Source organism: Martelella sp., assembly GCF_984369615.1.
On sequence record NZ_CFHTCS010000007.1, the window covers coordinates 23616 to 36690 of the forward strand.

General features: G+C 63.3%; 14 protein-coding genes and 1 tRNA gene. 2 read left to right on the plus strand and 13 right to left on the minus strand.

Annotation, left to right across the window (positions count from 1 at the left end; translation table 11 throughout):
• Positions 1-12 precede the first annotated feature (12 nt).
• Positions 13-879 carry a C40 family peptidase gene (locus tag AC5DC2_RS01490; protein ID WP_491697249.1) on the minus strand — a complete coding sequence of 289 codons (867 nt, stop codon included), beginning with the start codon at positions 877-879 and terminating at the stop codon, positions 13-15.
• A gap of 5 nt (positions 880-884) precedes the next feature.
• Positions 885-2270 (minus strand): leucyl aminopeptidase family protein, encoded by a 1386-nt coding sequence (locus AC5DC2_RS01495; RefSeq protein WP_491697241.1) that lies wholly within the window; start codon positions 2268-2270, stop codon positions 885-887.
• Between the two features lie 129 nt (positions 2271-2399).
• Here AC5DC2_RS01495 and AC5DC2_RS01500 point away from each other — a divergent pair, with 129 nt between their 5' ends.
• Complete coding sequence (locus AC5DC2_RS01500) at positions 2400-3206, plus strand: tetratricopeptide repeat protein (protein ID WP_491697242.1); 807 nt, start codon at positions 2400-2402, stop codon at positions 3204-3206.
• Positions 3207-3229: 23 nt separating this feature from the next.
• Here the strand turns inward: AC5DC2_RS01500 and AC5DC2_RS01505 are convergent, their stop codons facing one another.
• From AC5DC2_RS01505 to AC5DC2_RS01545, 9 genes are all read right to left on the minus strand, one after another.
• Positions 3230-3505: a hypothetical protein gene (locus AC5DC2_RS01505; protein WP_152534551.1), complete on the minus strand. Its 276-nt coding sequence runs from the start codon at positions 3503-3505 to the stop codon at positions 3230-3232.
• A 175-nt stretch (positions 3506-3680) separates the two neighbouring features.
• Positions 3681-3881 (minus strand): DNA gyrase inhibitor YacG, encoded by a 201-nt coding sequence (yacG, locus tag AC5DC2_RS01510; RefSeq protein ID WP_024708544.1) that lies wholly within the window; start codon positions 3879-3881, stop codon positions 3681-3683.
• Positions 3871-4497, minus strand: coding sequence for a Maf family nucleotide pyrophosphatase (locus AC5DC2_RS01515; RefSeq protein ID WP_491697243.1), 627 nt, complete (start codon positions 4495-4497; stop codon positions 3871-3873). Before AC5DC2_RS01515 ends, yacG begins: the two co-directional genes overlap by 11 nt.
• A 141-nt stretch (positions 4498-4638) precedes the next feature.
• Positions 4639-4857 carry a translation initiation factor IF-1 gene (gene infA, locus AC5DC2_RS01520; RefSeq protein WP_024708546.1) on the minus strand — a complete coding sequence of 73 codons (219 nt, stop codon included), beginning with the start codon at positions 4855-4857 and terminating at the stop codon, positions 4639-4641.
• A gap of 256 nt (positions 4858-5113) precedes the next feature.
• Positions 5114-5587: a UPF0262 family protein gene (locus AC5DC2_RS01525; protein WP_024708547.1), complete on the minus strand. Its 474-nt coding sequence runs from the start codon at positions 5585-5587 to the stop codon at positions 5114-5116.
• A gap of 2 nt (positions 5588-5589) precedes the next feature.
• Positions 5590-6894, minus strand: a complete 1305-nt coding sequence (gene hisD, locus AC5DC2_RS01530) for a histidinol dehydrogenase (protein ID WP_491697244.1) — start codon at positions 6892-6894, stop codon at positions 5590-5592.
• A 55-nt stretch (positions 6895-6949) separates the two neighbouring features.
• Positions 6950-7390 (minus strand): DUF2948 family protein, encoded by a 441-nt coding sequence (locus AC5DC2_RS01535; protein WP_024708549.1) that lies wholly within the window; start codon positions 7388-7390, stop codon positions 6950-6952.
• Between the two features lie 118 nt (positions 7391-7508).
• Complete coding sequence (gene murA, locus AC5DC2_RS01540) at positions 7509-8801, minus strand: UDP-N-acetylglucosamine 1-carboxyvinyltransferase (RefSeq protein WP_491697245.1); 1293 nt, start codon at positions 8799-8801, stop codon at positions 7509-7511.
• A 179-nt stretch (positions 8802-8980) separates the two neighbouring features.
• A complete protein-coding gene (locus AC5DC2_RS01545) occupies positions 8981-9160 on the minus strand; it encodes a hypothetical protein (RefSeq protein WP_491697246.1) in 180 nt (59 codons plus the stop codon).
• Between the two features lie 152 nt (positions 9161-9312).
• On the opposite strand from AC5DC2_RS01545, the gene AC5DC2_RS01550 reads away from it, so the two are divergent.
• Positions 9313-9387: transfer RNA gene (locus AC5DC2_RS01550), tRNA-Thr, on the plus strand.
• 187 nt (positions 9388-9574) lie between these two features.
• Here AC5DC2_RS01550 and AC5DC2_RS01555 read toward each other — a convergent pair.
• Together AC5DC2_RS01555 and AC5DC2_RS01560 are read right to left on the minus strand one after the other, a co-directional pair.
• Positions 9575-11035 carry a mannitol dehydrogenase family protein gene (locus AC5DC2_RS01555; protein ID WP_491697247.1) on the minus strand — a complete coding sequence of 487 codons (1461 nt, stop codon included), beginning with the start codon at positions 11033-11035 and terminating at the stop codon, positions 9575-9577.
• A gap of 101 nt (positions 11036-11136) precedes the next feature.
• A partial coding sequence (locus AC5DC2_RS01560) for a glycoside hydrolase family 31 protein (protein ID WP_491697248.1) occupies positions 11137-13075 on the minus strand: 1939 nt, incomplete at its 5' end.

Genomic DNA, 13075 nt, shown 5'->3' on the forward strand with positions numbered 1-13075 from the left:
TTGAGGTTGGTTTCAACCTGTCCTGCCCGTTGCCGGCCTCAGATACGACGTCGGGTTGCCGTAGACGGGCGCGATGCGGGTGATCGCGTGGTCGAGGTTCTCGCGGGTGACCCGCATCGTCGCGCCGTTGGCGTGGACGAGGGTCTTGGCGTCTTCCATAATGCCGACATGGCCTTTCCAGAAAACGAGATCGCCGCGTTTCAGAGCCCGGCGCGTCACCGGCTCGCCTTCCATCAGCTCCTGCATGTCGGAATCGCGCGGCACGGCGATGCCTGCCATCATCATCGCCATCTGTATCAGCGCCGAACAGTCGAGGCCGAAACCGGACCTGCCGCCCCAGAGATAAGGCGTCTCGAGGAAGCGCAGGGCCGTCTTTACCGGGTCGCGTTCAAAGGGACGGCCGAGCGGAAAGCAGTGATCGGCGAAAACCGCCGTACCGTCCGAGCAGAGATAATAGCGACTGCCACGCATTTCCGCCTCGTCGATAAAGGTCAGCCGGCAGCCCATGGAAAGCGCGCAGACCGGCCCGGCCTTGAGTTCGGCCTCGGGATAAAGGAAGGTCCGGGGCACAGAGATGACATGGGAGGCCTGCCGCTCGCCCTCGGCCACCATCGCTTCCGGCAGGTAGCCGACATAGCCGTCGAAGCGCGACTGCACCCAGGCCCAGCCGGATTTCCGCTCGAAGATGTCGACGATTTCGCCGAAGAGAAGCTGGCTGTCGATGAAGGCGGCCTCCGACGGCTTCGGCCGCAAGGGGGCGACGGGGACGATGATCTGGGCCGGCGTCGGCACGGCGAAGCGATCCGCATGGACGATGCCGGAAAGCCGCGCATCGGCGAGATCGGGCCGGAAGGCATGCAGCCTTCGATCGAGTTCCATCACCATCAGCTCGTCCGGATCGTTTCGAAGAGGGCGCGGATCGCCTGCGCCTCGCCGCCCGCCGGGCCGAAGTCGCGATCGGCCGGCGCGTGGCCGTAAATATCGAAATGCGCCCACGTCCTTGCCCGTCCGATGAAGCGCTTCAGGAAAAGCGCGGCGGTGATCGAACCGGCCATGCCGCCGGCCGGCGCATTGGTCAGGTCGGCAATCCCGGTCTTCAGCCGCGCGTCATAGCCGGCAAAAAGCGGCATGCGCCAGAGCGGATCGGAAAGCGCTTCGCCGCTCCTGTGCAGCGTTTCGGCAAAGGCGTCGCTGTCGGTGAAGAACGGCGCGATGTCCGGGCCGAGCGCCACGCGGGCGGCCCCCGTCAGCGTCGCCATGTCGATCAGAAGGTCGGGAAGCTCCTCGTCCGCATAGGTCAGCGCGTCGGCAAGGATGAGGCGTCCCTCCGCATCGGTATTGTCGATCTGCACGGTAAGCCCCTTGCGCGAGCGGTAGATGTCGCCCGGGCGGAAGGCATTGCCGGCGATCGCGTTCTCGACGCTCGGGACGATCACGCGCAGGTCGACGTCGAGGCCGGCGTCCATGATCATCAGCGCCAGCGCCATGACATTGGCAGCGCCGCCCATGTCCTTTTTCATAAGGCCCATGCCGGCCGCCGACTTGATGTCGAGGCCGCCGGTGTCGAAACAGACGCCCTTGCCGACAAGGGCGATGCTCCTTGCGCCCTTGCGGCCCCAGCGCAGCTCCATCAGGCGCGGCGCTTTCTCCCCGGCGCGGCCGACCGCGTGGATCAGCGGAAAGCCCTTTGCCAGAAGGTCATCGCCGCGAATCGCGCCGAATTCCGCGCCGTAATGACCGGCCAGGCGTTCGAAGGCGTGCTCCAGGTGATCCGGCTGCATGTCGTTGGCCGGGGTGTTGATCAGGTCGCGGGCGAGAAAGATGGCGGCAACCGTCCGCTCGATTGCATCCCGGTCGCAGTCTTCAGGCACGGCGAGGCGAGCCTTTCCGGCTGTGGACGGCTTCAGGTAGCGCTCGAACCGGTAGCCGCCCGCGGCAAAACCGATCAACGCCTGGCGCAGATCGCCCTGAAAGCCCGTAAGCCGCCAGTCGCCTGCCGGCAGAAGCCTGGAAAGGCGACCGGTCACGAAGGGCGCATTCCCCTGTCCGAGGCCGAAGAGGGCACCGGCAACACCGCCGTCATCGCCGGGCGCGAGCAGGAGCTCACCCTCGCGGGCGGAAAATCCCGCCGAGCGGGCAAAAAGGCGGATATTTTCCGGGAGGATGTCGGGTCTTTCGAGATCGGTCGGCGTTACCGCATAGAGCGGCTTTGTCTCTGAACCGGCTGTGCAAAACGGCGAAAGGCGTTCGAAAAACTGGAAACTGGGCATCTGTGTTCGCTTGTCGGTGTCGTCCCGCATACTTTCGCGGGAAAAAACTTTCTGTAAAGTGTCGTAAAGCCTCGGAAATGATTCCTTACGCTGATCGGGGCGCGGAGAACAGACGGAGTTTGCCTTAAAATGACCAATCCGACCGGGCTTTCAGGAAAAGCGGCACTGGCTCTCGTTGTGGCGGCCATCGCGGTCTCAGGCTGCGCCAGCGTGCGCAGGCCGATGACCACGGCGCAATACATGTCCGCCGAAGAGATAGCCGCGCTCTCGCCCTCACAGCGCCAGATGGCGAGCTACCGGCTCGAAACGGCCTATCTGTCCAGGCCCGGAAGCGTCAAGGCCGGTGTCGCCTGGTCGGAATATCTGAAGGCCGAGGGGCGCTACGGCGAAGCCAATCAGGTGATGCGCGAGGTTGCCGCGCGCAATCCGGATTCCGGTGATGCGCTGCTTCACTATGCCGAAACGCAGGCGGCCCTCGGCTATTACCCGGATGCGCTGCGCACGGTCCGCAATGCGGAAGCGGCGTCGCCGCGCGACTGGCGAACCTTCTCGCAGGAGGGGCTGATTCTCGACCAGATGGGCAAGCCGGTGGAGGCGCGCATGCGCTACCGTCAGGCGCTCACATTGTCGCCGAAGAACCCGGAGGTGCTGTCCAACATGGCGGTCTCCTACGTGTTGACCCATGATCTGGCGACGGCGGAGAATTATCTGCGCGAGGCAATTGCCCAGCGCGATGCCAGTCCGGAAGTCCGGGTCAACCTGGCGCTGGTGCTGGCGCTTCAGGGCAAGCAGCAGGAGGCCGAGCGCGTTGCCACCAGCGGCGTATCGGCGGAAGAGGCCCAGGCCAATCTGGCAGCGCTCCAGGCCGCCACGGCGCCCGGCGGCGCCTGGGAACGATACGCCGTCGGTGCGGGCGGGCAACAGACCGCCATGTGACCGCGGTGCCAGGAGCGCCGGTCTCAGGATATTGCGCGGATGAGGAACCCCGCGAGCGCAAAGAGGCCGGCAAGGCTTGTCGCGAAAAAGAGGAGGCTGCCGGCGAGCGTCAGCCACAGGGCCCAGTTGATGCCCTTTCCGCGTGCATGTTTCGAACTATAGATGATCTTCGCATCGTCAGCGTCCCAACCGGCCATGGCGCGCAGTTGGTCGGCGAAGATGAACTCCGGCACTTCGATCATATCGGCCGCCGCTGAGGTTGCGGCGGAATTCTGGCGGCTGGAGATGTTTCGTCTCACTGCCCTGCTCCCTTGTCTGTCCCGTTTCCGCCCTTGCGGACGAAAACCTCCCTGCCAACAAGTATAGAGCAATTCGTTCAAAAAACGATCACAAATTGCAATCGCAGGTGCAGAAAACCGGCTTGATCCACCGGAAAAGGCTCAATATCGGACCGTTCGCCACCAAAGGTTGCTTCTATTGCTCCTCGCCGCCGGGCTTCGATTCGTCCTCGGTGACGGGAATTGCATAGGATCCGGTCAACCAGCGGGAGAGGTCGAGCTGGCGGCAACGGTCGCTGCAGAAGGGGTAGTTCTCCCGCGTCGAGGGACGCCCGCATTCGGGGCATTTGCGGGGTTTTCTCAACGGTTCGACGCGGACGTCGCTGTCATTGCCCATCTTTGCTCCATCCTTCGCAAATGTTATAGCCGCGGCCGGAAAGGAGCGTCTGCGTTTCGTAGAGCGGCAGGCCGACAACAGCGGAATAGGAGCCGACGAGGCGCTCGATGAAGGCCGCCGCGCGGCCCTGGACGGCATAGGCGCCTGCCTTGCCGCGCCATTCGCCGCAGGCCAGATAGGCCTCGATCTCTGTCTTCGAGAGATGCTTGAAGCTGACGCGCGTTTCAACGATCCGCAGGCTTTCCCCCGCCTCGCCGACAATGCGGACGCAAAGGCCGGTGAAGACACGGTGGTTGCGCCCGGAAAGAAGTGACAGGCAGGAAAGCGCCTCGTCTTCGGTTGATGCCTTGGGCAGGATGCGCCTGCCGACGGCAACGACGGTATCGGCAGCCAGCACCGCAGCGCCGCGCCAGCTTTCGTCACCGTCAAGCGCCTCGGCTACCACGCCGGCCTTGCCGCCTGCGAGCCGACCGGCCAGAAGCCGTGGCGTCTCCTTTTCGCGCGGGCTCTCATCGATATCGGCGGGCAGGATCCGGTCGGGCGTCACGCCGATCTGGGCCAGGAGGTCCACCCGGCGCGGCGAAGCCGATGCCAGGACAAGTTTCGTCTTTGCCACGGTCAAGCCCGTTCCGAACGCTCTTGGAGCGCTTCCGTTTTCTCCGAAACGCGAAAGCGATCTATCTCTTTGTTTTTGCGCGTTTCCGGAAGGAAAACCGGTATCCGCCTTTCCTGGAAACGCTCTGGAAGGCAGGCGCTTCTACTTGAAGCGATAGGTGATCCGGCCCTTGGTCAGGTCATAAGGGGTCATTTCCACAAGCACCTTGTCGCCGGCGAGAACGCGGATGCGGTTCTTGCGCATGCGGCCGGCGGTGTGGGCGATGATTTCGTGGTCGTTTTCAAGCTTCACCCGGAATGTCGCATTCGGCAGAAGCTCGACGACGACGCCCGGAAATTCCAGTACTTCTTCTTTAGCCATTTATGTCGTTTCTTTTCTTTCCTGCGCCCGGCGATCGGCCGGAACGCTTCAATCCCCGTCCGGCCGATCGCCGGCATGACAGACGGGGACACTGTTGCTTCAATGATCTGCAGCGTATCGGCTGCGCTTGAGAACAAGCGCGCGGCGCTGCTGAATTGCGGCGAAACCTACACAATAGTTCAACGTTTGTGAACCATGTTTGCTCCCGCCGTCGTTTTTTGTTCACGTGACGTTCGAAACCCTGACGCAGAAGGGGTCAGCCGCGCCAGTAGAGCACGCAGAACAGCGTGAACAGGCGCCGCGCTGTGTCGAAATCGAGTTCGATCTTGCCTTTCAGCCGGTCCTGAAGGGTTTGCGAGCCCTCATTGTGGATGCCGCGCCGGCCCATGTCGATCGCCTCGATCTTGCTCGGGCTCGCCGTCTTGATCGCCTCGTAATAGCTCTCGCAGATCATGAAATAGTCCTTCACGATCCGCCGGAACGGCGTCAGTGACAGGATGTGGGTTGCGACCTTGTCGCCGTTTTCGAGCGTGATGTCGAAGATCAGCCGCTTCTCGATGATCGAGAGCGTCAGCTTGTAGGGACCACCGGCATGGCCGACCGGGCGGAAGTGGTTTTCCTCGAGCAGGTCGAAAATGGCGACGGCGCGTTCATGCTCGACATCAGGCGAAGCGCGGCCGATGCTCTCGTCGAGAACAACGTCACTCAGCCTGTATTCGCCCGTCGTCATGTCTATTCCTTGCGGTTGAGGCGGATGGCGACCGATCGTGCATGGGCGCCCAGCCCTTCGCATTCTGCAAGCTCGATGGCCGCCGGCGCAAGTCTATTCAGCTGTTCGGGCCCCAGACGAAGGATGGAGGTGCGCTTCATGAAATCGAGAACGCCGAGCCCGGAGGAAAAGCGGGCGGAACGGGCGGTCGGAAGGACGTGGTTCGAGCCGCCGACATAGTCGCCGATCGCTTCCGGCGTATAATGCCCGGCAAAGATCGCGCCTGCATTGCGCACCTTCGGGATCAGCGCGTCCGGATCATCGACGGCGAGTTCCAGGTGTTCGGGCGCGACGCGGTTGGCGAGCGAAAGCGCGGCGTCGAGATCGGAAACAGTGATGATCGCGCCATAGTCGCGCCAGCTCGCGCCGGCGATCTCGCCGCGCGGCAGGGTCTTCAGCTGCCGCTCGACCGCCTGTTCGACGGCTCCGCCGAGCGCCTTGTCGGTGGTGATCAGGATCGACTGCGCCGCGGCGTCGTGCTCGGCCTGGGCCAGAAGGTCGGCGGCGATCCAGTCCGGATTGTTGTCGCCGTCGGCGATCACCAGCACTTCCGAAGGACCGGCGATCATGTCGATGCCGACCGTGCCGAAGACGGCCCGCTTGGCGGCGGCCACATAGGCATTGCCGGGGCCGACGATCTTGGAGACCGGGGCGATCGTGTCGGTGCCGTAGGCGAGCGCTGCCACCGCCTGGGCGCCGCCGATCCGGTAAATCTCGGTGATGCCCGCGATCTTCGCTGCCGCCAGCACCGCCGGATTGATCTTGCCCTTCATCGCGGGCACGACCATGACGACGCGCTCGACGCCTGCGACCCTGGCCGGCACGGCATTCATCAGCACCGAACTTGGGTAGCTTGCAGTCCCGCCCGGCACGTAGAGCCCGACGGCCTCGACCGCCGTCCAGCGGTGGCCAAGCGTGACGCCGATTTCGTCCTCATAAGAGTCATCCGGCGGCAGCTGGCGGGCGTGATGCTTGCGGATGCGTTCCTCGGCAAGCCGCAACGCGTCGATGACCTTCGGGTCGACGGCGGCGATTGCGGCCTCCATCTCCTCTGTGCCAACCTTCATCGGCGTGGCGGGATCGGAAAAATCGACATCGTCGAAACGCGCCGAATAGGCGGCAAGGGCTGCATCGCCGTTTGCGCGGATATCGGCGATGATCGCATCGACGGTGTCGCCGACATCCTTGGAGACTTCGCGCTTCATCGAAAGCAGCGCCGTAAAGGCGGTTTCAAAGTCGTCGGCGGCTTTGTTGAGCCAGATGGCCATGTTTGCCTCACTCAATCAGATGGGAATTCGTTCCGGTCAACATACAAACACTGTCTCAGCGCGGATGATGCGGCTTGCCGCGCGCTTCCCAGCTTGCCGAAAGATCGGCGAGAAGCACCTCGATACATTCCACATCCGCGACGATCTCGCCGCCGCCCGAAAGGGTGATGACCAGCGAGCCTTCCGGCCCGTCTCCGGTTTTCTCGAATGTCACCGAAAGCATGTTGGAGACCTCGTCATCGGCCTTTCGGTCAAGCCCGATGCTGCGCACGGCGGTGACCCGCTTGAACACGAGCGCAGCCCGCCGCCGCTCCGGCTTCTTGAAGAATCCGCGCTTGTTTTCCCAGACGAAGCGATTGCACAGAAGCTGGAACTGCCCGGCGACCCTCGAGAACGTCACGTCCTTCGACAGAAACACGGCGTCCTGGACATGCGCCGAGATGATGGCGAGGTCTTCGTCATCCAGCGCCATGAGTTTCAGTTGATCGGTGGACATGTCAAAATTCCCGGCGGGTTTAAGGTTTTAAACCGAGATAAGGCGATAGCCGCCGTTTCGCAACCGTTGCAGCGCCGGGATTGTCCGCGTCGACAGGAAAATGATGCCGGGTTCGGCCTCAGTCGCTGATCCGCTCGACGATCGCGCCGCAGCGGGTGAGCTTTTCCTCCAGCCGCTCGAAACCGCGATCGAGGTGATAGACGCGCGAGACCGTCGTCTCGCCCCTGGCAGCAAGCCCGGCAATGACGAGCGAGACCGAGGCGCGCAGGTCCGTCGCCATCACCGGCGCGCCGTGCAGTTCCTTCACGCCCCTGATGGTCGCCGTCTGGCCGGAGAGCGAGATATCTGCGCCGAGGCGGGCAAGCTCCTGTACGTGCATGAAGCGGTTTTCGAAGATCGTCTCGACGATGCGGGACGTGCCCCTGGCGCGGGTCATCAGCGCCATGAACTGCGCCTGAAGGTCGGTCGGGAAGCCCGGATACGGCTCGGTGGTGATGTCCACGGGACGGATATCGTCGCCGTGTCCGATGACGTGGATGCCGGTCTCCGTCGGGGTGATTTCCGCGCCGGCGGCCCGGATCGCCTCGATGGCGGCGCTCAGGAGCGTGGCATCGGTGTTCTCGAGCGTCACTTCGCCGCCGGCCATGGCAACGGCCATGGCATAGGTGCCGGTCTCGATCCTGTCCGGAAGCACGGTGTGGCGCGCGCCGGAAAGCGAGGTTACGCCGTCAATGGTGATCGTCGGCGTGCCGGCCCCTTCGATCTTCGCGCCCATGGCCTTCAGGCAATTGGCGAGGTCGACGACTTCCGGTTCGCGCGCGGCGTTCTCCAGAACAGTGGTGCCGTTGGCAAGCGTTGCCGCCATCATCAGCGTATGCGTCGCGCCGACCGAGACCTTGGGGAAGACATAATGGCGGCCCACGAGCCCGCCCTTCGGCGCTTTCGCCTCGACATAGCCCTGCTCGATCTCGATTTCCGCGCCGAGCGCCTTCAACCCGTCTATGAAGAGATCGACGGGCCGCGTACCGATGGCGCAGCCGCCGGGCAGGGAGACCCGGGCGATGCCCTCGCGCGCCAGAAGCGGGCCGATGACCCAGAAGGAGGCGCGCATCTTGCGCACCAGGTCATAGGAGGCCGTGGTATCGGTAATCGTCGGGCAGTTGAAATGGATGGTGCGGGCATAGCCGTCCTGCTGGCGCTCGCGCCGGCCGTTGACGGAGATGTCGACGCCGTGATTGCCGAGAATGCGCATCAGAAGCTCGACATCGGCCAGGTGCGGCACATTTTCGAGCGTCAGCGTGTCGCTGGTCAGAAGCGAAGAGATGATCAGCGGCAGCGCGGCATTCTTCGCGCCGGAAATGGGAATGACGCCCTTCAAGGGGTTGCCACCGACGACTTTTATTTGATCCATGCCACATTTTCCGGGAAAACCCGGCCTCTTCTTGAAAGTTCAGGCGCGTCTAAACGAAACGTCGGCCATGATCAATCGCAATGGTTGACAAGTCGTTGAGTGCTCCGGTCAAAGCAGCCAAAAATGGCAGGTCTATGTTCCGGGGCGTCAAAATACCGGCAGTCCCGCGGTCGCTGTTTTCAGCCCTCGTCCTTTTGCCGGGAGGCGGGCAGGCCGTCGCTCTCATCGGCGGCGCCCTTGCGTCGCGCCCGCGACTGCTGCTTGCGCCGCGTGAGATTTTCGCGCAGCTTCTGCGCCGCCCGCTCCCGGCGCAGCGTTGCGGCATCCGTTTTTTTCTTCCGTGGCTCGGCGTTGTCCATCTCGCCACACCCTCCTCAAGCGTGCTTTCCGTCGAAATGCGGATTAGGGAAAAGAAATCTGTTTCCCGTCTTGCACTTGAAGCGGAGCTATGGCAATAGGCCGCTTGCCTGCACCAAACAGTGCCGGGCACGCTTCGCAACGCCGAAGTCGGGCTGCTATAGCTCAGGGGTAGAGCACTCCCTTGGTAAGGGAGAGGCCGAGAGTTCAAATCTCTCTAGCAGCACCATTTTCCCCGTATCGCTCCTCGGAGAACTGCTGGCGGCGTCGACCTGCCGCGTTCAGCGTTCCACCGGGGTCTTCACCGAACGAGGCGATGCCTCTTGCGTTTGAATATGCGTCGGACAGACAAAGGCCGTTCCGGCGAGAACGCCGGAACGGCCTGTTCTTCCAAGCCTCTTAATGTCCGAAAATATCTATCGGAGCTCGGCAACCATTTTCCGTGCGCCGTTTCTGCCAAGGCCTTCGAGGCTTTCGGCGAGGCTTTCCTTGAAACCGACGCTTTCCCTGAGCGCTGCGGGAAAAATGCCGGAGTCGGAGAGGACGCGCTCGACCTTCTCGCGCGATGATCCGCCATTGGCGAGCGTCTTCAGCCTGTCCGCCAGCGGATCGCGCACATCGATCGGAGCGCCCCTGTCATCCGTGCCGGCGACATAGCGGATCCAGCCGGCGACCAGCAGGGTGAGACGGGGGCACGGGGTTTCGTTCTTCAGATGATGCGCGATTGATTCCAGCGCGCGCTGCGGCAGTTTCTGGCTGCCATCCATGGCGATCTGCCAGGTGCGGTGGCGAATTGCCGGGTTTTCGAAGCGCGTGATCAGAGCATCGGCGTAGGCGTCGAGGTCGATTCCGTCAGGTGCTTTGAGCGTCGGGATCTGTTCCTTGGCCATCAGGTCGCGGGCGGCCTTTCGATAGGCCGGGTCCTGCATGGTTTCGGCAATGGTTTCATAGCCGCCGAGATAGCCGAGATAGGCGAGGAAGGAATGCGAACCGTTGAGCATGCGAAGCTTCATGTTCTCATAGGGCACGACATCATCGGTGAAGGTGGCGCCGGCGCTGTCCCAGTCCGGGCGGCCGGAAACGAAATCATCCTCGATCACCCATTGGCGGAAGGGCTCGCAGACGATGCCTGCGGGATCCTCGGTGCCGATCCGCTCGGCAAGAAGCCGATAGCTTTCCTCGGTCATCGCCGGAACGATGCGGTCGACCATGGTGGAGGGGAAGCGGCCATGCTCCTCGATCCAGTCGGCAAGCGCGCTGTCGCGGGCCCGGGCGAAATCGATCACCGCGCGGCGGGCAAGCTTGCCGTTTGAAGGCAGGTTGTCGCAGGAGAGAACGGTAAAGGGCTTCTGCCCGGCCTGTCTGCGGGCGGCGAGGGCCGCCACCAGCATGCCGACGACCGTTTGCGGCTGATCGGGATTGGCAAGGTCGGCCTTGATTGCCGGATTGTCGAAGTCAAGCCCGCCATCGGCGCCGAGCGTGTAGCCCTTTTCGGTGACGGTAATGGAGACGAGCGCGATGTTCTCATCGGCAATGGCGGCGATAATGCCCTCGGGGCCGCAGTCTTCCATGTGGCGATGATCCACGACCGCGCCGGAAATGCGGGCTTTCTGCCCGTCAGCGGCATTCTCGACGACGCTATAGAGATAGTCGCGTTCGGCGAGCGCCTTCAGCGGTGCGGATGGGCCTCTGAGTTCGATCTCGCGATAGCCCCAGGTGCCGCCGGCGCGCAGGACGTCGTCGGTATAAACGGCCTGGTGGGCGCGGTGAAAGGCGCCGAAGCCGATATGGCACATGCGGGCTTCGACCTTCGAGCGGTCGTAGTCGGGGCGCAGGACATCGGGTGCGGCGCGGTCAAGAAGGGCGTTGGAGGACATGGGGGTTCCTTCCGTAAAAACGGCGGGCGCGGGCTTGCGCCGTCGGCAATGAGACGTGGGATGAAGAAAAACGGGAGAGCCGAAGCTCTCCCGAAGGGCCGTCAGCGGTTGACGGTCGTACCGTTGGCGTCGGCCATGCCGTTCGCGGCGATCTTGCGGGCCTCGCCCTCGGGCAGGAGGATCCGGACGGTCTCGTAGGGCGGCCTGTAGTCGCCCTCGCGCGCCCAGGCGAGCGTGAGGCCGGCATCGTCGCCGGAAAGGGCGTAGCGCGTCACCGCATGGCCCGAAGCCTCGCGCCAGTTCACGGTGTCGCCATCATCTTCGTACTCGATTGTTTCGGCGGAAAACGCGCCCGGAACCGGGAAGACGGCGAGCGTGCGGGCCGTGTCGGCCCTGGCATTGGCGCGGTTTGCGCCGTCCGAGAGCGGAATGACGGCTCCGGCGCGCACGAAAAGCGGCATGCTGGAAAGCGTCACCGGCAGCGTCACCTCCGTTCCGGGCGCATGGTATTCGCCCGACCAGAAATCCCACCAGCCGGTTTCGTTTTTCGGCAGGTAGACCGTCCGCTCGGCGGCGCCCTTGTCGACCACATTGGCGACGAGGAGATCGCGGCCGAGCATGAAGTCGTCTGTCTCCTCGAACGTGCGCGGATCGTGCGGATGGTCGAGGAAGGTCGGCCGCAGCATCGGCTCGTCGGCCGTCGTCGCCAACCATGTCAGCGTGTAGAGATAGGGCGTCAGCCGGTAGCGGAAATCGAGCGCGTCGCGGATCAGCGGCAGAACCTCCGGATACATCCAGGCTTCGTTGGCCGTGCCGTCATCATTCCAGGAGTGGATGGTGAAGCGCGGGTGGAAGATGCCGTTCTGGACCCAGCGGACGAACAGTTCCGGCTCCGGCTTCGGGCCGGAAAAGCCGCCGACGTCATGGCCGACATTGTAAATGCCCGACAGCGACATCGAGAGGCCCATGCGGATATTGTAGCGCACCGTCTCCCAGCGCGTGTAGTTGTCGCCGGACCAGGTCTGGGCGTAGCGCTGGATGCCGGGGCAGCCGGCGCGCGAAATCAGATATTGGCGGTGATCGGGATCGAAGGCTTCCTGTGCTTCCCTGGAGGCGCGGCTCATCAGCAGCGAATGCAGCGGACGGATCAGCGCGACCGGGATTTCCTTGCCGAAACCGTTGCAGCGGGCCTCGTCGTCCCAGATTTCATACTCGTTATTGTCGTTCCAGGTGCAGGCAATGCCCTTTTTCAGGAGCTGCTCGGTGACGCCCTTCTGCCACCAGGCGACGGAGGCCGGATTGGTGAAATCGAGATGGGCGCCGCTGTCGTCCCAGTAGACGGCATCCGCATAGGAATTCGTCTCGCTGTCGGTGATGAACAGGCCGGCGTCAAGCGCCTCGTCGAAGCGCGGGTGGTCCTGCAGAAGCGCCGGCTTGATATTGGCAATCAGCGTCAGTTCCGCATCCGCGAACTTTTTCGTCATGCCCTCGACATCCGGGAATTTTTCATAATTCCAGTTGAAGACGTAGCGTTTCGAGCCGATCGAGGTGTAGCCGGACGACATCTGGAAGCTGTCGCAGGGAATGTCGTGTTCGGAGAGCCTGGTGAGGAAGCCTTCCAGCTCTTCCTGCGCATTGGGCCGGTCGGTATAGGCCATGGTCGAGCCGGAATAGCCGAGCGCCCAGCGCGGCATGAAGGCCGTGCCGCCGGTCAGCCGTGTGTGGCCCTTCACCAGGTCCAGCATCTCCGGCGCCCAGGCGAAATAGTAGTCGAGATCGCCATCGAGCGCGCGGTAGGCGCGGAAGGGCTTGTGGTAATTGTCGAACTCGTTGCCGAGATCGAACCAGCAGGAGGCAAGATTGTCGTAGAAGACCGAGAAGGCACCGGCATCGGGCGTCACTGTGAAGGTGACGGGCAAATGCTTGTAGAGCGGATCGGTGGTCCTGGCATCATAGCCCATGGCGTCGAGATTGCGCATCTCGTAGCGGCGGCCGGAGCGTTCGAGATCGCCCGCCTTCTCGCCGAGACCGTAGACCTTC

Coding starts and splice junctions, on each gene's coding strand:
- AC5DC2_RS01525 (WP_024708547.1), bottom strand. CDS start 5,587: ATGACGACGGGCGAATACAGGCTGAGTGACGTTGTTCTCGACGAGAGC.
- infA (WP_024708546.1), bottom strand. CDS start 4,857: ATGGCTAAAGAAGAAGTACTGGAATTTCCGGGCGTCGTCGTCGAGCTT.
- AC5DC2_RS01545 (WP_491697246.1), bottom strand. CDS start 9,160: ATGGACAACGCCGAGCCACGGAAGAAAAAAACGGATGCCGCAACGCTG.
- AC5DC2_RS01535 (WP_024708549.1), bottom strand. CDS start 7,390: ATGTCCACCGATCAACTGAAACTCATGGCGCTGGATGACGAAGACCTC.
- AC5DC2_RS01500 (WP_491697242.1), top strand. CDS start 2,400: ATGACCAATCCGACCGGGCTTTCAGGAAAAGCGGCACTGGCTCTCGTT.
- yacG (WP_024708544.1), bottom strand. CDS start 3,881: ATGGGCAATGACAGCGACGTCCGCGTCGAACCGTTGAGAAAACCCCGC.
- AC5DC2_RS01555 (WP_491697247.1), bottom strand. CDS start 11,035: ATGTCCTCCAACGCCCTTCTTGACCGCGCCGCACCCGATGTCCTGCGC.
- AC5DC2_RS01495 (WP_491697241.1), bottom strand. CDS start 2,270: ATGCCCAGTTTCCAGTTTTTCGAACGCCTTTCGCCGTTTTGCACAGCC.
- murA (WP_491697245.1), bottom strand. CDS start 8,801: ATGGATCAAATAAAAGTCGTCGGTGGCAACCCCTTGAAGGGCGTCATT.
- AC5DC2_RS01490 (WP_491697249.1), bottom strand. CDS start 879: ATGGAACTCGATCGAAGGCTGCATGCCTTCCGGCCCGATCTCGCCGAT.
- hisD (WP_491697244.1), bottom strand. CDS start 6,894: ATGGCCATCTGGCTCAACAAAGCCGCCGACGACTTTGAAACCGCCTTT.